This window comes from Bradyrhizobium erythrophlei (assembly GCF_042430365.1).
Lineage (GTDB): Bacteria > Pseudomonadota > Alphaproteobacteria > Rhizobiales > Xanthobacteraceae > Bradyrhizobium > Bradyrhizobium erythrophlei.
The window spans coordinates 53,578-70,387 of record NZ_JBHMET010000039.1 but is presented as its reverse complement, the minus strand read 5'-3'; the positions used below and the strand labels follow the sequence as shown (position 1 = coordinate 70,387).

General features: G+C 65.8%; 18 protein-coding genes and 1 pseudogene. 12 read left to right on the top strand and 7 right to left on the bottom strand.

Annotated elements, in window-relative coordinates; genetic code table 11:
• Positions 1–92 precede the first annotated feature (92 nt).
• Together ACFFWD_RS06430 and ACFFWD_RS06425 are read left to right on the top strand one after the other, a co-directional pair.
• Positions 93–3,377 (top strand): annotated as a pseudogene (locus ACFFWD_RS06430) (autotransporter outer membrane beta-barrel domain-containing protein); the annotation flags it as partial.
• Complete coding sequence (locus ACFFWD_RS06425) at positions 3,316–3,930, top strand: autotransporter outer membrane beta-barrel domain-containing protein (protein ID WP_376962769.1); 615 nt, start codon at positions 3,316–3,318, stop codon at positions 3,928–3,930. The pseudogene ACFFWD_RS06430 and the gene ACFFWD_RS06425, both read left to right, overlap by 62 nt.
• A gap of 140 nt (positions 3,931–4,070) precedes the next feature.
• Here ACFFWD_RS06425 and ACFFWD_RS06420 read toward each other — a convergent pair whose 3' ends face one another.
• Positions 4,071–4,688 carry a GNAT family N-acetyltransferase gene (locus tag ACFFWD_RS06420; protein ID WP_376962609.1) on the bottom strand — a complete coding sequence of 206 codons (618 nt, stop codon included), beginning with the start codon at positions 4,686–4,688 and terminating at the stop codon, positions 4,071–4,073.
• A gap of 68 nt (positions 4,689–4,756) precedes the next feature.
• On the opposite strand from ACFFWD_RS06420, the gene ACFFWD_RS06415 reads away from it, so the two are divergent.
• On the top strand, positions 4,757–5,671 hold the full coding sequence (locus tag ACFFWD_RS06415) for a LysR substrate-binding domain-containing protein (protein ID WP_376962607.1): 915 nt from the start codon (positions 4,757–4,759) through the stop codon (positions 5,669–5,671).
• Here the strand turns inward: ACFFWD_RS06415 and ACFFWD_RS06410 are convergent.
• From ACFFWD_RS06410 to ACFFWD_RS06385, 6 genes are all read right to left on the bottom strand, one after another.
• Positions 5,661–6,011 carry a hypothetical protein gene (locus tag ACFFWD_RS06410; protein WP_376962605.1) on the bottom strand — a complete coding sequence of 117 codons (351 nt, stop codon included), beginning with the start codon at positions 6,009–6,011 and terminating at the stop codon, positions 5,661–5,663. The genes ACFFWD_RS06415 and ACFFWD_RS06410 overlap by 11 nt on opposite strands.
• Before the next feature lie 49 nt (positions 6,012–6,060).
• Entirely contained in the window at positions 6,061–7,074 is a 1,014-nt protein-coding gene (locus ACFFWD_RS06405; RefSeq protein WP_376962603.1) for a GlxA family transcriptional regulator, read from the bottom strand.
• The gene (locus tag ACFFWD_RS06400) at positions 7,071–7,637 is read right to left on the bottom strand and encodes a cysteine hydrolase family protein (RefSeq protein ID WP_376962601.1); all 567 of its coding nucleotides are present in this window, start codon (positions 7,635–7,637) and stop codon (positions 7,071–7,073) included. Before ACFFWD_RS06400 ends, ACFFWD_RS06405 begins: the two co-directional genes overlap by 4 nt.
• 183 nt (positions 7,638–7,820) lie before the next feature.
• The gene (locus ACFFWD_RS06395) at positions 7,821–8,996 is read right to left on the bottom strand and encodes a cupin domain-containing protein (protein ID WP_376962599.1); all 1,176 of its coding nucleotides are present in this window, start codon (positions 8,994–8,996) and stop codon (positions 7,821–7,823) included.
• A 113-nt stretch (positions 8,997–9,109) separates the two neighbouring features.
• A complete protein-coding gene (locus tag ACFFWD_RS06390; protein WP_376962597.1) occupies positions 9,110–9,232 on the bottom strand; it encodes a hypothetical protein in 123 nt (40 codons plus the stop codon).
• A 50-nt stretch (positions 9,233–9,282) separates the two neighbouring features.
• Complete coding sequence (locus ACFFWD_RS06385) at positions 9,283–9,669, bottom strand: hypothetical protein (protein WP_376962595.1); 387 nt, start codon at positions 9,667–9,669, stop codon at positions 9,283–9,285.
• Between the two features lie 373 nt (positions 9,670–10,042).
• On the opposite strand from ACFFWD_RS06385, the gene ACFFWD_RS06380 reads away from it, so the two are divergent.
• The 9 genes from ACFFWD_RS06380 (at position 10,043) to ACFFWD_RS06340 (ending at position 16,703) form a co-directional block, all read left to right on the top strand.
• Positions 10,043–11,116, top strand: a complete 1,074-nt coding sequence (locus tag ACFFWD_RS06380) for a sensor histidine kinase (protein WP_376962593.1) — start codon at positions 10,043–10,045, stop codon at positions 11,114–11,116.
• Positions 11,117–11,171: 55 nt separating this feature from the next.
• On the top strand, positions 11,172–11,828 hold the full coding sequence (locus ACFFWD_RS06375) for a response regulator transcription factor (protein WP_376962591.1): 657 nt from the start codon (positions 11,172–11,174) through the stop codon (positions 11,826–11,828).
• A gap of 159 nt (positions 11,829–11,987) precedes the next feature.
• Positions 11,988–12,356, top strand: a complete 369-nt coding sequence (locus tag ACFFWD_RS06370) for a hypothetical protein (RefSeq protein WP_376962589.1) — start codon at positions 11,988–11,990, stop codon at positions 12,354–12,356.
• A gap of 1 nt (position 12,357) precedes the next feature.
• On the top strand, positions 12,358–14,100 hold the full coding sequence (locus ACFFWD_RS06365; RefSeq protein WP_376962587.1) for an OmpA family protein: 1,743 nt from the start codon (positions 12,358–12,360) through the stop codon (positions 14,098–14,100).
• A complete protein-coding gene (locus ACFFWD_RS06360) occupies positions 14,100–14,600 on the top strand; it encodes a Rab family GTPase (protein ID WP_376962585.1) in 501 nt (166 codons plus the stop codon). The genes ACFFWD_RS06365 and ACFFWD_RS06360 overlap by 1 nt, the downstream gene beginning before the upstream one ends.
• A 531-nt stretch (positions 14,601–15,131) precedes the next feature.
• Positions 15,132–15,539 (top strand): DUF3597 domain-containing protein, encoded by a 408-nt coding sequence (locus ACFFWD_RS06355; RefSeq protein ID WP_376962583.1) that lies wholly within the window; start codon positions 15,132–15,134, stop codon positions 15,537–15,539.
• A 126-nt stretch (positions 15,540–15,665) separates the two neighbouring features.
• Complete coding sequence (locus ACFFWD_RS06350; protein WP_376962581.1) at positions 15,666–15,959, top strand: hypothetical protein; 294 nt, start codon at positions 15,666–15,668, stop codon at positions 15,957–15,959.
• A gap of 80 nt (positions 15,960–16,039) precedes the next feature.
• Positions 16,040–16,459, top strand: coding sequence for a large conductance mechanosensitive channel protein MscL (gene mscL, locus ACFFWD_RS06345; protein WP_376962579.1), 420 nt, complete (start codon positions 16,040–16,042; stop codon positions 16,457–16,459).
• 64 nt (positions 16,460–16,523) lie between these two features.
• The gene (locus ACFFWD_RS06340) at positions 16,524–16,703 is read left to right on the top strand and encodes a hypothetical protein (RefSeq protein WP_376962577.1); all 180 of its coding nucleotides are present in this window, start codon (positions 16,524–16,526) and stop codon (positions 16,701–16,703) included.
• Positions 16,704–16,810 lie beyond the last annotated feature (107 nt).

Here is a 16,810-nt window from a genome sequence, read left to right as displayed (position 1 = left end):
GAAACCCGCAATTCCGTAGTCCTTTCATCGTGTTCGACAGATGCTGCCGATTCCTTCCGGCGGCCCTTCGTCTATGAAAGGCAACAGTTGTGATGTTCGTTTGCATGCCCAATCGGTCGCATGTCGCTCGCTATGTGATGGCCCTATTGGGCATCACAGCGTTGGTTGGCGCCACAAGCATGTCGCGGGCGCTTGCGGTAGACAACTGGACAGGCGCGACGTCGAGCGACTGGCAGACCGGCACCAACTGGAACAACGGCGTGCCGATCACGACGACGGACTGGATGGTCATCGACGGCAAGACGCCGAATTCGCCGGTGCTGTCGGGCACGTCGACCACAACGACCGGCGCCTTGTTCGTTGGCGCGGCCAGCAACGGTTCATTCACCATCAGTTCCAACGCCGGGTTGGCAACGTCTTACGGCTATATCGGCTTTCAATCAGGGGCCAATGGAACGGTCACGGCGACCGGTGCAGGCGCAGTCTGGGTAACGACCGGAGGCTCGGCTTGGGGCGGCCTGGGAACGCCCCTTGATGCGTCGCTGTCCGTCGGCAATTTCGGCAAGGGGACGGTGAATGTGTCCTCCGGCGCCATCGTGAGCGGCGGGACGGTGGTCATTGGCCAGCAGGCGGGGTCGTCCGGACTAGTCACTGTCGACGGGGCGGGGGCGCAGTTCTACGGGATAGGGTCACAGGGCACCATCCTGGTTGGCTACTCCGGTGCGGGCACGCTGAACATCAGCAATGGTGGCGCTGCCTCCGCAACCGGGTTGGCCTTCGGCGTGGGCACCGGGTCGACCGGCACCGTCACCGTCGATGGCGTGAAATCCGTACTGTACTCCGTAAACGCCACCACCGTCGGCTGGGCCGGCACCGGCTCGGTCTCGGTCTCCAACGGCGGAGCGCTGGTCGCGAACAACGGGCTATTCCTCGGCCTGGCCAACGGCGGAAACGGAACGGTCTCCGTCAGCGGTGCCAGCTCAAACCTCGTGGTCGGCACGGGAGCCGGCACGGCGATGCTCGTCGTCGGCTGGAACGGCACCGGGACCCTGAACCTGGCGTCCGGTGCGCACGGAACGGTGAATGGCGACGTGATCTTGGGCAACGCCGCCAATTCCAGTGGCACGCTCAATCTTTCCGGCAGCGGCACGTCACTGAACGCGTCCGGCCGCGTCTATGCCGGCTTCGGCGGCAGCGGCGCCATCAATGTCAGCAACGCCGCGGCGTTGACCGCGGATCAGATCTTCGTCGGCACCTATCCGGCCAAGGACACGCTCACTGTCCAGTCCGGCGGCACCGTGACGGCCAATACCAGCCTCTCGATCGCGACCGCCGCGAACAGTACTGGTACGGTGAGCGTGACCGGCGCGGGGGCCAGCCTGACCGTCGGCAGCGGCTTCAGCGGGTCGCTCCAGGTCGGCTATGGCGGCACCGGCACGCTCAACGTCGCAGCCGGCGGCAGCGTCACCGTCAACGGTTTCACCAGCATCGGCCTGAACGCCGGCAGCCAGGGTATTGTGACGGTCGATGGCGCGGGCTCGCTGCTGACGCTCAACGGCGGCACCGACGTCGGCCATATGGGCACCGGCGCGCTGACGATCTCGCACGGCGGCCAGGTCAACGTCGCCAACGGCCTGACCACCGGGTTCAATGGCAATGGCACGACGACGGTCACTGGCGCGGGTTCGAAGCTCGTCGTGAGCAGCGGCTTCTTCAACGTCGGCTTCAACAACGGGAGCGGGACCGTCGCGGTCACGAATGGTGGTGCGATCGTCGCCGGCAATAGCAATATGAGCTTTGGAAATGGTGCGGGTGCGGGCATGGGCACGGTCGACGGCGCCGGATCGACAATGCAGGTCCGGAGCCTCACTGTTGGATCGAGCGGCGCGGGCTCGCGCCTTGATGTGACCAACGGCGGCGCCGTCACCGCCGTCACCGGACTGGTTGGCGCCAATGCCGCCGACATCGGCACCGTCAATGTCAGCGGTTCCGGCTCGACCTTCACCACCACCGGCCGCACCGGAGTCCCCAACAGCCTGACCATCGGCTCCTACGGCACCGGCGTGGTCGACGTCAGCAACGGCGGCAACGTGGTGGCTGGCAGCCCGATCATGATTGCCGAGAACGCCGGCGCGAACGGCTTCCTGGTGATCGGGTCGCAGATCGGCTCCGCGGCATCTGCGTCCGGTACGGTGACGGCGCCCTCGATTGTGTTCGGCGCGGGCGCCGGTGGGCTGGTGTTCAACCACACCGACGCCAATTACAGCTTCGCGACCCCGATGTTCGGAAGCGGTCATCTCTACCAGCTGGCAGGCCATACCATCCTGACCGGGGATTCCAGTGGCTTCACCGGCACCGCGCTCGTCATCGGGGGCCTTCTCTCCGTCAACGGTTCGCTCGCCAATGCGCAAGCCACCGTCTCGGCCGGTGCGCTCGGCGGCAATGGCGTCGTCGGCAAGCTGACGGTCCTGAGCGGCGGCACGGTCGCGCCCGGCAATTCGATCGGTACGCTGAACGTCGCCGGCAACGCCACCTTCAATGCCGGCTCGTTCTATCAGGTGCAGCTGGACGCCAAGGGCAATTCGGACAAACTGGCCGTTGCCGGAACGACCACCCTCAACGGCGGCACGGTCGCGGCGCAGCCGCTTCCCGGCGTCTATACCGGCAGCAACAAATACACGATCCTGACCTCTGCCGGGGGCGTCACCGGCAGCTTCGCAGGCGCCACGTCGGATGCCGCCTTCCTGACGCCATCGCTGAGCTACGACGCCAACGACGTCTATCTCACCATGACGCGCAACGCCGCGAGCTTCGCCAGCGTCGGCGTGACGCGCAACCAGATCGCGACCGGAGGCGGCGTTGATCAGCTCGGCTACGGCAACCCGCTCTGGAATGCCGTGGTGACGCTGAACGCCGCGCAGGCCCGCGCAGCCTTCGACCAGGTGTCCGGCGATATCCATCCCTCGACCGCCGGTGCACTGGTCGAGGACAGCCGCTTCCTGCGCGCTGCCGCGATCGACCGCCTGCGCGAGGCGTTCCGTAGCGTCGGCACCGGCGGCAGGTCGGCGATGGCCTATGCGGCCGATCCTGCAACCGTGCAGCCCGACGCCGCGTTTGCTGCGTGGGGGCGCGTCATCGGATCCTGGGGCGAGAGCAAAAGCGATGGTAACGCCGCCGCGCTGTCGCACAACACCGGTGGCTTCTTCTCCGGTCTCGACGCGCGCGTCGCCGAGGACTGGCGCGTCGGCGTGCTCAGCGGCTACACCCATTCGAATTTGGGCGGGCCGACCGCAAGCGCGTCGGTCGACAGCTACCATGTGGGCGGTTTTGCCGGTGCCCAGTGGGGCGCACTCGGCTTCCGCAGCGGCGCGGCCTATAGCTGGCGACCGCGTCGACAGCAGCCGCACGGTGGCGATCCCCAGCTTCACCGACGCGCTGGCGGCAGGCTATGGCGCCAACACGGCCCAGGTGTTCGGCGAGGTCGGTTATCGCATCGACCTGACGAGACGGGCTGCGCTCGAACCGTTCGCAGTGCTGGCCTATGTCAATGTGCAGGGCCATGGCTTTGCCGAGCGGGGCGGCGCCGCCGCGCTCACGGTTGCGTCCACCAACACCGGTGTCGGCTTCTCGACACTCGGTCTGCGTGGCGCGTTCGGGCTGGAGGTCGCCGGTCTCGACGCGACCTTGAAGGGCATGCTCGGCTGGCGCCACGGCTATGGCGACGTGACGCCGACGACGGCGATGACGCTTGCCGGCAGCAACGTCTTCACGGTGGCCGGCCTGCCGATCGCGCGCGATGCGGCCGCGATCGATGCGGGGTTCGATCTCAACCTCGCCCGCAACGTTACCTTCGGCGTCGCCTATACCGGCCAGATCGCCAGGCGCGTTCAGGACAACGGCGTCAAGGCCGATCTCAGCTGGAAGTTCTAAAGCGCGATGAGATTAGGTTGAATCGTCATCGCGCTTTAGCTTCTTGTTTGAGCATGATCTTTTCGGAAAACCGCTTCACACTTTTCCGGATCATGCTCTAGCCGGTCGGGAGACGGCCGATCCGCCTCCCGTGCGTCAGCTCACGGGAGACGATCGGACGGCAGCCGGTGGCGCCAGTCCTCGCCGGCAAGAACCTTGCGCTGGCGCTGCGCCACCTGTTGCCATTCGGCACGAACCACGCTCAGGACTGCCGCATCGGCGGACGCGCAAGTGTCGGCGGCGAAATAGGCGCGGAGCCGGCCCTCGCAGCGGAAGCCGAGGCTCGTGTAGAGATCGAGCATGTTCCTGAGGCGCCAATCGAGATGCGCTTCGCACCGCTCGACTGCGAGCACCTCGAACGCATACCGCGTCATCAAATGGAGGACATGGCTTGCGAGTGCGAGGTCGTCCCATCCAGCGATGGTCCAGATCGGCGCGAGGGTGACCCGCTTCTCGTCCGCTTCGATCGCAGAGAATCCGGTGAGACCGAGCAGGTCGCCGGTGCCCGCGGCCTCGAGCGCGAACGTGACTGTCGCACGCAGCCGTTCCAGCGTGGCCGCGAACCGCGCGGCATTCGGTCGATCGCTGCCGCCCCGGTCGAGGGGCCGCAGCAGGCCCGCTTCGCTGAGGGCCGCGATGTGCGACGGCTCCGGACCGGTCATCCTGCGCAGCAGGACGCGGTCGGTGGCGAGGCTTGCCTGGCTGTTCGGCGAATGCATGCCCTATTGACGCATCGAACCTCCATGCCGTCAAATGACCGCATAAGCAGTTCATATGCAATTTGGTCATGTCGCTGAATCCGAGACACATCGATCTGTTTCGCGAGGTGGTGCGCCACAACGGGATCACGCGGGCCGCCCTCAGTCTTCGCGTCGGGCAACCCTTCGTCAGCCGCGCCATCGCGCGGCTCGAGCGCGAGATCGGCTTTGCATTGTTCGAGCGTGGGCGCGGCGGCGTCACGTTGACGCCGGAGGGAGCGATCTTCCTGCAGGAGGTCGAACGCAATCAGGTCGGCCTCGAATATCTGGCGCGCACCGCGCGAAGCATTCGCGAGCGCGGCAGCGGAACGCTCCGGATCGCGTGCCTACCGGCCTTCACCTATTCACTGATGCCGCGGATCGTCAGCGTGTTCTCGAAGAAGAATCCGGGCATCGTCGTTTCCGTGGCCGTGCACAGCCCGGAAAGCGTCTGGAGCCTCGTCGCCGCCGGCCAGTGCGACGTCGGGTTGGCGCGGCCGATCGCGGGGTTTACTGCTGTTGACGACGAGCTCCTGATGACGACGGATGCGGTCTGCGTCCTGCCCCGCCAGCATCGGCTGAGGTCCAGGCGATCGATCGCGCCGCAAGACCTGCGCGGAGAAGCGATGATCGCACCACCCCGGGGCGCACCCCAGCGCGCTCGCCTCGAACGCATCTTCGACGACGCGAAGGTCGAGGTCAGGACCATCGCGGAAATCCAGTACAGCATGCAGCGCTGCGGCCTTGTCGCGCAGGGGCTCGGATTCTCGATCGTCGACCCGATCGTGGCGCGGGACTTCTCCAGCTCCAGGATCGTGCTCAAGCCGTTCGTGCCGCGGCTCGAGATCACCACGGTGCTGTTGTCGCCCTCGCAACGTCCGCAGAGCCGTCTCGCGCTTCAGTTCTGCGACCTGCTTCGCACCGAGACCGCCGAATACAGGAAGTCGAGCCGCGCTACGGCGTGACGACGCGGTCGCTTGGCCTGGCTTCCGGTTTGACGAGCGCGTCGAGCAGCGCGCCGGACAGCCAGGCTTCGTATTGGTCTGATGACCAGCCGCCTTCGGTCACCAGCAACCGGTAGACGTCGCGACTGGTGTACATCCACATGATGCGCTGTGCGTCCCCGAGGCTGAGGCCGTCACGTGCCTTGCCTTGCCCGAACAGCAGTCTGATCCGCTCGGCCTGCATCTCGAGGCGCAGGCTCTCGAATTTCGCTTCGACGTCGCGCAGCATCGACGAGAAGGCGGACGCCCCGCGAATGACCTCGAGCTCGGCCGCTTCGGACTCGTAGATCGCCCGCGACACGCCTCTCTTCCCGATCACGAGGCAATGATCAGCTATGCCGACGAAAAATCTACCTGCCGACCGCCGTCCGGGTCATTGCCGGCGGCAGGTCATGCAGTCGGTTCCAGGCCCGCCTGAGCTGTCGCGCCGACGCGAAGCCGGCTCGTTCTGCGACCGTCTCGATATCAAGTCGCGATTCGGTCACCAGCTCATGCGCCACCGCGATGCGCATACGGTTCACGAATGCCGTGACACTCATGCCGGCGTGATCGTTGAACAGGCGAGACAGGTTCCGCGGGCTGGTAGAGGCGACCTTTGCAAGCGCGCCGACCGACCAGTGGCGTGCGGGATCGGCGGCGATGGCATCCTGCAGGCGATGAACCGCCGGATGGATGTGGTTGCGCCCTTCAAGCCACGGCGAAAGCTGCGGATCCGCGCCGGTCCGTCGCAAATAGACCACGAGATATCGGGCCACGGCCAAGGCGCAGGCATGTCCGGCTATCTCCGCGACGACATGGAGCATCAGGTCGATGCCGGCGGTGATCCCGGCGCTGGTAAGGCGATCGCGGTCCTCGACGTAGAGGCGGTTGTCCAGAATGCGGGCGCGGGGGGCTAGGCGAGCCAGCTCCTCGATCGTTCCGTGGTGCGTTGTGCATTCATAGCCGTCCAGCAGACTTGCGCGAGCCGCCAGCAGGGCGCCCGAACAGATGCAGATGAGCCGAACGTCCGGACCGATCGCGCGCCGCAGCCAGGCTACAATCTTCTCTTCGAGCAGCGGGACGTCCTTGCTCACGCCGTTGTTTGGAAGAAATCCGAGCGGCTTGTCGGTACTGCCGCAGATGACCACCAATGCGCCGGCCTCAAGATGCTCTGGCAACGGTTCGATGCCGCCGAGCGGGAGACCGACCGAGCTGTCGCTGACCGGTGCGGGCCCGACATAGTTGACGACGAAGCGGACCGTTGTCTGTTCCAGGTTGGCCCGGCGCAGCACCTCCATCGGTCCCGCGACATCGAGTAGTAGCGCCTGCGGCGGGATGATGACAGTGACAGAGACGTCCCTGCGTCCTCGTGAAGGATCGGTCATGCTGCGATCGGCGATCGTTCCGGAGCGAGGGCTTGCTCGACGGTGACGATGCGCGCGAAACGCCCGGCAAGCACCAGTTCGGTGCGGGCCCTGATCTCGGCGGCGCTGATGGTTCGGCCCAAGCTGTCGGTCATCGGAAAGGTCAAGGTGGCTTCCGTGACGTAGTCGACGGTGTAGCCAAGATCGGAGCCGTGGCGGGTCGTGGTCTCGCAGCATTGCTCGGTTCTGATTCCCGAGATGATCAGGCGGCGGATGCCGTTTGCGGTCAGCCAGACGGCGAGACCGCTTCCGACAAATGCACTATGCCTGCGCTTGCGGAAAACGGCGTTCGGCTCGATCTGCAGCGGTGCAAGGGTGGACACGTGTCCCGAACGTTCGGAGAACGGTCCCTCGTCGGCGACATGGAAGATCTGGACGATCGGTATCCCTTGGGACCTCGCGCCGTCGACCAGCGCCTGAAGCCGTTCGACGAAGTGCGGCAGATCATCGTTGCGGAAGAAGGGCCGATGCCGAAACGACTCCTGCGCGTCAATGACGATCAATGCGGTTTGGTTGTGGGACATTTCCGTCGCAGCTCCTCCGACCGATGTGGTGGCATGCTAGCCCTTGGTAATGGCCCACGAAATGCCTGTTCGGGACGAGTAGGGGACAATTCGCGCCAAGGATGCGGTGGTAATCGTCTCGATCGCGCACCCGGACGTGTGATCACCGGTTGGTGAGGGGCGGCGCCTCGGGGCGCCCGGCTGTCACCCGCGCCCGCTCTCGTCGGCGATGAACACGTCCTGGCGCGGCAGCTTTTGCATCAGCGCGAGGGCTTGCCCGAAATTGGTGGCGAGCACGTCGGGCGGGTTGCCGGCGATCCATTGCGTGAGGTCGATGGTTTCGTAGATGCCGGCGTTGAATCCGATCAGGATGCGCGCCGGCTTGTCACCGGTGTTCTCGATCGAGTGCCCATAGCCCTGCGGGATACAGCCGACGTCGCCTTGTTCAAGCTGCTCGGTGCGGAAGCGCCCATGCGAGCCGAACAAAGTGACGCTGACATTGCCGGCGAGGACATATTGCCACTCGTCGGCGTTCGGGTGCCAATGCAGCGTACGCAGCGCGCCGGGATCGAGGTCGAGCACGACGCCGGTGATCGTCTTCGAAATCGGGAAGCGGCTGGAATCCACCCGCCACTCGCGGCCGCCGGGATAGGTCGCGTGCGGTGGCTGCGCCAGCATGCGGTATCTGTGCGTCTCCGGCGGCAGCCTCCATCCTTGCAGCGGCACCGACGGCTCGGCCGGCGGCAGCGCGCCGCGTGCGAAATACACTTCCTCCTTCGGGAAGCTCGCAAACGCTGATTCCGGAAGGCCGAAGTTCTTTGCCAGCAGCGGCGCCGATGCGTGTCCGATCCAGTCGGTGATCGAGAAGGTGCCGAACTCGGAGAAGTAGCCGTTGTCGAAGATCAGGATGAAATGGCAGGGCTTGTCGCCGAGGCATTGCAGCATGTGCCCGTGCCCGCGCGGAAAGTACCAGACATCGCCGGGATCGAAGTCGTTGGTCTCGGCAAGGCCTTGAGGATCGATCACCGTGGTGCGGACGCGGCCTTCGATCACGAAGGCCCATTCGGCCGCGGTGGCGTGCCAGTGCAGCTCGCGCATCGCGCCGGGCTCGAGCCGCATCGAAACGCCGGCGATGCCCTTGGAGATCGGCAGTTGCGCAACCGTCGCCTCCTTGCCGAAGCTATTGCCGATCACCTTGCCGGTCGATTTCTCCAGCGCGAACTTGAAGGTCGGGAGCTCCTTGCCCGACAGGTCGGGATCCGGGACATTGTTCATGAAGCTCGGATCGCCGGCGACCGCCGGCTGCGATCCGCTCAGCGCGGCCAATGAGGCGATGGCAGCGGTCACGGCAAGAAATTCCCGGCGTTGCGGATCGGACATGACGGTCTCCTCCCGGAAGGCGAATTCATCACGCCACCGCCATCGGCGCGGGCGGCACTGTCGGGAGAACCTAACGCACAACGTGCGGTGGCACCATCATGTTATCGGGTGGCTCAAGCCGGGCGCGCGGCGGCGGACGCATCGGCGCCATCACGTGGACGTGCGGCGAGATAGTCGCGCAGCGCGTCGATCGAGGCGAATTCCAGCTTCCGGTCGGGCAGTGAACGAGCATGCATCCTCGCTTTCTGCCGCCCGCATCCGTCGCGCGGCGCAACGCTGAAGGACGTCAGGCGCCGTCGTCGCGCGCGGCGCCCTCGCTCATCTGCCCGCGGCGCGGAGCGCGGCGCTTGGCCTCCAGCCGCTCCACCTGCTCAGCGGCGTCACCGGCTTCCGTGTCCGAGTAGATTTCACGTGCCCGCGCCGTTGCAGCCGCGTAGCGCATCGTCGCGCTGAAGCTCAGCAGGCCGGCACGCGCGAGCGAAAGCACGGCGCGCCGCGAATGGAACGGGCCCGTTTTGCTTGCGGCATATCCGCGCGGGTAGAACTGCAGGCGGCCGGCCAGCGCTGCGACCAGCGCCGCCTTCTGCGCCGCGCTCAGCGGACGGCGCTTGCGAGGACCTGCTGTGCCATTGCGTGGCGCCATGCGCGACAATTTCTGCAGCGCGTCCTTCATCCGTCAGCTCGCACTCCGCTCGGGCGGCCCTGCCGTGTTGCGGCGGCCCCGCGGCGTATGGCACGCCACGGCTTGCCCGATTTCGTTCGTTCGTGAACCAGAAACCGCATTTCGCGCGCCGGCGGCACCTGACGAAGGTCAGGATCGATCATGACGAAAGTCATATTCGTTTGCGGACGTCGCGGCCTTACTCCAGAGTGACCGAACATGATCCGCGGCAAGTGGACGGCGGTTTTCCCTCGCGGCAAACGCGAGGCGCTTGCGCGGAGATCATGCTCAAATAGTAGCTGGGGCGCGATGACGGTTCGAGGAATGGTCGTCACGCTCCGGGCCTTGCTTGAAATTGGCCTCGCTTGGAATTGGTTGAAGGCGCATGATCGACCTCAGCGCGGAGTTGCTTCCGGCCGCGGAAGCCGATGTCATCGGATTGGCCGTCATCGGCGCCGATCGCGCGATGCTGCGGAAGATCGGACGCCTGGTCGAATGGCTTCCTCCCGTTGGCACGGATTGCTGCGACTGCATGCTGCTGGTCGGCATGGAGTCCGAGCTTGCGGGCCTTGCCGCAGGACAGCGCGACGTGATCGCACTCGCCGGCGTGCGCGGCGCGTCGCCCGCGCTCAGCCAGCCGGTGACGGCGGTCGTTCTGTGGAATGCCGCGCAGTCGCATTACCTCGTGATCGCGATGCCCGACTTCGCCGCGCGCCAGGTCGAGCTGCTGCTCGGAAGCGAGCGGCGGGCCCGGCGGCTGATGGAGCAGCAGCTCGAGGCGGCGAGCTCGGAGGTGCGCTTCGCCTCGCTGGCGCGAACCCGGCTTCGCCTGGCGCGCGACCTTCACGACACGCTCGTGCATTCGATCGTGGCGCTTTTGACCCAGATCCGGTTGATCAGGCATTATCTGTCGGCCGACCCCGCGCGCGTCGCGGACGGTCTGGCGACGGCAGAGGAGGCTGCGGTCAGCGGCCTGGCACGGGCGCGTGAGGCCATTGGCCGCCTGCGCATGCCCGACGACCTCGAGCTCAATCCTGATGTCGAAGGCCTATTGACCGACTTCGCGGAGCGCATCGGCGTCGAGATGTCGATCGAGATCGACGATCGTGCCCGCGACGGATTGCGCGAATGTGGAATGACGGTTCAGCGCATCATCAGCGAGGCGCTGCGCAACATCCAGGCGCACGCCAAGGCACGGCACGTCCGGTTCCACGCGGTCGAGCAGCCCGCCGCGGTCGGCAGGCGGCTGGTGGTCGAGCTGCGCGACGATGGAAGCGGTTTCGACCCGGCGGTGCCGAAGCCGGGACATTTCGGATTGATCGGAATGGTCGAATTTGCTGAACTCGTCGGTGGAGACTGCACGGTCGAGAGCGCGCCGGGAAAGGGTACGCTGGTCCGGATATCGCTGCCCGTTGCGGCGCCGCCGGCGGCGCGGTCGTCAGGCACGCTGGCTGATTGACCGCTGCCGTCTCGCGTTGGATGACAGGGTCTTCGAAACGATGGTGGAACCACCCGTGAGCAGGAACGAGAGGGTGCGGGTGCTGATCGCCGAGGACCAGGCGTTGATCCGGGACGGTATCGCTACACTCCTTGCACAGCAAAACGACGACTTCGAGATCGTGCCGGGCGCTGCCGACGGCGAGCAGGCCATCGAATTCGCGCGCCGCTACCGGCCCGACATCATCCTGATGGATCTGCAGATGCCGCGCGTCGACGGCATTGCGGCGACCCAGCGGATCCTCCGCGAACTTCCGCAGACCAACATCGTCGTCCTGACGACGTTCGAGACCAACGACCTGATCTTCGAATCCATCAGCGCCGGCGCGAAGGCGTATTTGTTGAAGGATGCCAGGATCGAGGAGATCGCAACGACGATCCGCGCTGTCATGAACGGGCAGTCGGGGTTGTCGCCCGGCGTGGCTGCGCGCATCCTCGACGAGTTCAAGCGGCTGCGCGGTCCGCGCGCGTCGGCGAAGCTTCCCGTCCGCGATGGCCTGACGGCGCGAGAGAATGAAATTCTCACGCTGATCGTCGAAGGCAAGAGCAACACCGAGATCGGTGAGCAGCTGCACCTCGCCGAAGGCACCGTGAAAAATTATGTCAGCACCATCCTGGAGAAGTGCCAGGTCAAGAACCGTACGGAACTCGCAATAAAGGCAATAACTTACTAGAAATAATTGCGAGTGCCCCGCGTTGCTGCCGGCGCCTCCCACCGCCGATTGGTTGTCCTCCTCTGTCTTGCAATGACGAAACCGGCTATAGGTTGTCAGGAATTTGCGCGTTGCATCGCGACGGGTTTGCGTAAGCTTTAGATAACTTAAGGAACGGGCATGAAGGGCATCGAGCGCCAGAGCAAGGGTACGGATGGATTAGCTGGTAGCGCGGCCTCGGCAAATGGGGGCGACGCGCCCGCGGTGCATGACGCGGCGGCGATCGATCAGGTCCGTGACCTCTTGTTCGGCGGCGCGCAGCGCTCGATCGAAAGCAATCTCGCCGGCCTGCGCGACGAGATGCAGGCGTCGCTGAAGCAGATGCAGGTGGACTTCGCCAACGAGATCGCCGCCGTTCAGGCGAAGGTCGCGGAGCTCGAGCGGGACACCGAGCAGCGGCGGCTGACGTCGCTGAAGGATATCGGCGCGGCCATCTCGGAGCTCGGTGCAGCCATCAGCGGACTGGGATCGGGCCGCACGGGAAGATAGCATGGCGGCTGCCGTCGGCCAGAACCGCGAGATCGAGCAACTCAAGACACTGCTGTTTCAGTCCGAGGCGACGCGGCTGCAGTCGCTGGAAAGCGACCTTGGGTCGCTGCAGCAATATGTCGGTAATGCCGAACGCCTGGAAACTGCAACCGCGGACATCCTGGTCGCCGCGCTCGAGCGGGCCGAGGTCGATCGGCCGCGCGAGCTCGCCAATGCCATCGCGCCGACCGTCGTGACCGCGATCAGGAGCGAGATCAGGAACTCGCGTGAGCAGATGGTCGAGGCGCTGTTTCCGATCGTCGGCCGGCTGGTCAGCGCCGCGGTGGCGAATTCCTTCAAGGAGATGGTCGCGTATCTCGAGCAGCGCATCAACGCGCTGACATCCGCCGAGCTGTGGGTCGGACGCATCAAGTCGCTGGTCACCGGACGTCCGATCAGCGAATTCGTGCTCGCGGACAACCCGCCGCGCGTGAACCGTCTCCTGATAATCGAACGCGGCGCCGGGCGGCTGATCGCGGACTGGAAGCGCGACGAAACCCCCGACGAGCGCGCCGACCTGCTCAGCGCCATGGTCGCGGCGATCCACGAATTCTCCATTCAGGCGCTTGCCGGCGAAGGCGATTTGCAGACGCTCGACTTCGGCGGGCGGGAGATCGCGCTGCGCGCCTCGCCCCGGTTCATCCTTGCAGCCGAGTGTAAGGGCCCGCTGCGCCCCGCCGACAATGCCAGGATCAATGCGCTGTTCTTCGATGCGATCGAGAGCATCGACCGCGGCGCCAATTGCGACAAGGCGATGCTCGCCGCATTGGCGACGTCGATCAAGTCCGACGCCTCCCCGCGCAGGAAGACGAGCCGGCGCGGCAAGGTCATCCTGTTCAGCCTCTGCGCCGTCGCTGCCGTGGCGCTAGTCTGGTTCGCCACGGTCTCGGTGACGCGAAGCCTACTGGAGCGGCGGACCAACGCGACGCTGGAGCAACTCGTCGCCGGCCATCCGCTGTTGGCATCGTTTCCGCTGCGGCTCGATTTCGACCATCGCAACCGGAGCGTCGCGGTATCAGGCATTGCGCCGGGCCAGCTCGAGACGGCGCCGCTGCTCAGCGCGCTGGGCGCGGCCGCGGCGCCGTACCGGATCGTCGACCGGATCGGCATCGTGTCCGGACCGGAGCAGCTCGCGGCGTCGCAGACCGCGCTGCAGCAGTCGCTGGCGCGTCTGCAGGCGAGCGTCGACCAGGCGCGCGAGGCGATCGCCGGAGAGGCGAGGTCCCGCGACCAGCAATACGCCAGGCTCGGCGAGCAGTTCGACAAGCTCGGCGAACAGTACGCCAAGCTCGGCGAGCAATACGCCAGGCTGCAATCGGTCGTCGACAATCCGGCCGTGAAGCTTGACCGCTTCATCGCCGCGACGGCGGTGTTCTTCACCAACAATTCCGATGAATTCCTCGACAATGATCAGGCCGAGCAGCAGATCCGCGAGCTCGCCGGATTGCTGACCGGCAATGATCTCAGGGTCCGAATCGTCGGCTATGCCGACCAGAGCGGCACGGAGGGCACCAACAAGACGCTCGGGCGCAAGCGCGCGGAGCAGGTGATGCGGAGATTGACCGCGCTCGGGATCGAGCCCTCGCGGCTGGTCCTGGTGTCGCGCTCGGCGACGATGCCGATCACCGACAGGATCGACACGACGATCGGCGGCAACCGCCGCGTCTCCTTCGAGAACGTCTATCGATCCGAAGTGGCCCGCTGATGCACATCGCAAAGGTCATGCTGCTCGGTGATATGGGGGTCGGCAAGACCTCGATCCTGTATCGCCTCGTCTACAATCGCTTCGAGGGCCAGTACAAATCGACGCTTGGCGTCGAGGTGCTGAGCCATGACGTCGCGCCGGCGGATGGCGGCGACCCCATGCGCCTCGTGTTCTGGGACACCGACGGCGATTTCGGCACGCAGATCTTCGACACCGTCTACGTCACCGGCGCTGCGGCCGCGATCATCGTATCCGATGTGACCCGGCCGCAGACGGTCACGCGGATGGTCGAGCTGGTCCACGGTTTCGAGACCCGCTTCCCGGGGCGGCCCTACAAGGCGCTGCTGAACAAGATCGATCTCCCCGAGGCCGCCGGCAGCGCGGGGCGCATTGGCGAGCTAGCAAAGTCGAGCGTCAAATCGGTGAGCGCGAAAACCGGCGCCGGCATCGCCGAAAGCTTTGCGGAGCTCGCGCAAATCATTCGCCGCCGGCAGCTTTGAACCAAACTCTCACCCCGTCATTGCGAGCCAACGGGGCGCGCGAATGCGCGCCCGATGACAGGCTCCGCGAAGCAATCCATCGTGCCGCAAGCGGAGAAATGGATTGCTTCGTCGCTTCAGCGCAAAATTGCTTTGCAATTTTGTCGCGAGCTCCTCGCAATGACGGACGGGGGCTAGGTTTGTGTCAGCCGCCCCGACTTCTCGGGGCTGGCGAATCGCGCCGGGGCGGCTGACTTCATCACGCGTGGGGCGCGCGATGAAAAGCTCTCGCCAGGAGATAAGCCGCGATCGCTCCGGCTTCGAGGCCGGCGTTCGGGGCCGTTGGCGAGCATGTGCAAGCATGCATCTCGTGGTGCGCGATCGAATCGCGGCCGCGCGCTTCACGGCGAAAATGCAGCATGTCGCTCGACTTTCCGAAAGTGACGAAGGTCATCTTCCGCCGCCATGGCCGCCTGCCTATCGTCCGCGCCATCGTCGGAACCTTGCGCGGGTCGACGCGCCGGTCCCGCGCTGGAACAGGAGCGAGAGATCATGAGTATCTTTGGTAGCATCATGGGCGCCATCTTTGGTCACGGCTCGGCCCAGGCCAAGACGCCGCCGACGGCGACGACCACGGCCGCAGCGCCCGGCGCGTCGCCAACGGCTACGCCTGCCGCTGCACCCGGCTCGGCTGCGGCGCAGACGGTCGACGTCGCGGCCATTGTCGACAAGGCCGCGGCGGCCACCGGTGAGCGGCTCGATTGGCGAACCTCGATCGTCGACCTGATGAAGGCGCTCGGTCTCGACAGCAGCCTCGCCGCACGCAAGCAGCTTGCCATAGAATTGAACTACACCGGCGACACCAGCAACTCGGCCGCGATGAACGTCTGGCTGCATCAGCAGGTGATGACCAAGCTCGCGGCCAACGGCGGCAAGCTGCCGAGCGACGTCAAGGTCTAGCGCTCAGCATCGAACCGGTGCGGGACGTCTCGCGCAACGCGAGGCGCCCGCTCGCTCCGCGACAGTTCGCGTCGAAACCGGTGAGTGCGCCTTGGCCGGATTTGTATCGCGTAAGGAAAGGTTGCCATGGCTCCACGTCACATTGCTACCAGTGATCGGCCGCGGCCCGCCTGTGACGGTGCCGCGCGTTCGACCGGATCAGTCACGGCGAGCTTCATGCTTGCGGCGATCGCGCTCGGCGCCTGCGGATCGGTTGCGCGCGCGGACAATGCCGACGGCGAGCGGCGGCAGGTGGACGGCAATGTCCAGCGCACGGCGCAGACGCCACCGCCGGCGCGGGTCATCCTGCCGGCGCCATGGGAGCCGGCCGTGCCGCTCCGGCCCGCGGGCGCGCCCGCCGAAACAGCAGATCGCAAATAATTCGCCGCGCGTTGCGGGACGGCCGTGATGGCCGGGCCGCTTGAGGCGCGGGGCGTCCGTTCTTCAGGACAGGAGATCATATGCTCAAGGAGTTCAGGGAATTTGCCATGAAGGGCAACGTCGTCGATCTCGCCGTGGGCGTGATCATCGGCGCGGCGTTCGGCGCCATCGTGAGTTCGATGGTGGCCGACATCATCATGCCGATCATCGGTGCGATCACCGGCGGTCTCGACTTCTCGAACTATTTCACGGCGCTCTCGAAGTCGGTCACCGCAACCAACCTCGCCGACGCCAAGAAGCAGGGGGCGGTCTTGGCCTGGGGCAATTTCCTGACGCTGACCTTGAACTTCCTGATCGTCGCGTTCGTGCTGTTCATGGTGGTCCGCCTGATGAACCAGCTCAAGCGCGAGGCGCCCGCCACTCCGGCCGAGCCGCCGAAGCCGACCCGGGAGCAGGAGCTGCTTACCGACATCCGCGACCTCCTGAAATCGCGCGCGTGAGTGCGGCGCGTCGACGCGTGAGGCACGAGATCCTGTGCATCGCCCACCTCTTGCGAGATTGCCCGTGACAGACCAGGTCAAGCTGCCCCGAAAGCTCTCGCAGGAGCCCGGTGCGCCGGCGCCGCGCCGGCCGAGCCACCAGCGCATCATCGAGGAGTTGGACCGCTGGGCCAACAGCCCCGGCCTGCAGCCGCCGACGACGGACGGCACCGGGGGAGACGGCGACACGCGGTCGCGTAGGTGATGGAAGTAAGGCGGCGCAATGAAGGAGCCGCATCACGCGGATGCGGCGCCGCCTTCGATCAGTTGAACGGCACGCGGGCCTTCGCCGTCAGCGTCCATGTCCGCGCA

What these genes read in the sequence shown, in the direction of transcription:
- ACFFWD_RS06415 (WP_376962607.1), top strand. Translation starts at nt 4,757, where the DNA reads ATGTCGCTGAATCCGAGACACATCGATCTGTTTCGCGAGGTGGTGCGC.
- ACFFWD_RS06390 (WP_376962597.1), bottom strand. Translation starts at nt 9,232, where the DNA reads ATGCATGCTCGTTCACTGCCCGACCGGAAGCTGGAATTCGCCTCGATC.
- ACFFWD_RS06425 (WP_376962769.1), top strand. Translation starts at nt 3,316, where the DNA reads ATGTGGGCGGTTTTGCCGGTGCCCAGTGGGGCGCACTCGGCTTCCGCA.
- ACFFWD_RS06395 (WP_376962599.1), bottom strand. Translation starts at nt 8,996, where the DNA reads ATGTCCGATCCGCAACGCCGGGAATTTCTTGCCGTGACCGCTGCCATC.
- ACFFWD_RS06365 (WP_376962587.1), top strand. Translation starts at nt 12,358, where the DNA reads ATGGCGGCTGCCGTCGGCCAGAACCGCGAGATCGAGCAACTCAAGACA.
- ACFFWD_RS06370 (WP_376962589.1), top strand. Translation starts at nt 11,988, where the DNA reads ATGAAGGGCATCGAGCGCCAGAGCAAGGGTACGGATGGATTAGCTGGT.
- mscL (WP_376962579.1), top strand. Translation starts at nt 16,040, where the DNA reads ATGCTCAAGGAGTTCAGGGAATTTGCCATGAAGGGCAACGTCGTCGAT.
- ACFFWD_RS06400 (WP_376962601.1), bottom strand. Translation starts at nt 7,637, where the DNA reads ATGTCCCACAACCAAACCGCATTGATCGTCATTGACGCGCAGGAGTCG.
- ACFFWD_RS06350 (WP_376962581.1), top strand. Translation starts at nt 15,666, where the DNA reads ATGGCTCCACGTCACATTGCTACCAGTGATCGGCCGCGGCCCGCCTGT.
- ACFFWD_RS06385 (WP_376962595.1), bottom strand. Translation starts at nt 9,669, where the DNA reads ATGAAGGACGCGCTGCAGAAATTGTCGCGCATGGCGCCACGCAATGGC.
- ACFFWD_RS06380 (WP_376962593.1), top strand. Translation starts at nt 10,043, where the DNA reads ATGATCGACCTCAGCGCGGAGTTGCTTCCGGCCGCGGAAGCCGATGTC.
- ACFFWD_RS06405 (WP_376962603.1), bottom strand. Translation starts at nt 7,074, where the DNA reads ATGACCGATCCTTCACGAGGACGCAGGGACGTCTCTGTCACTGTCATC.
- ACFFWD_RS06420 (WP_376962609.1), bottom strand. Translation starts at nt 4,688, where the DNA reads ATGCATTCGCCGAACAGCCAGGCAAGCCTCGCCACCGACCGCGTCCTG.
- ACFFWD_RS06360 (WP_376962585.1), top strand. Translation starts at nt 14,100, where the DNA reads ATGCACATCGCAAAGGTCATGCTGCTCGGTGATATGGGGGTCGGCAAG.
- ACFFWD_RS06355 (WP_376962583.1), top strand. Translation starts at nt 15,132, where the DNA reads ATGAGTATCTTTGGTAGCATCATGGGCGCCATCTTTGGTCACGGCTCG.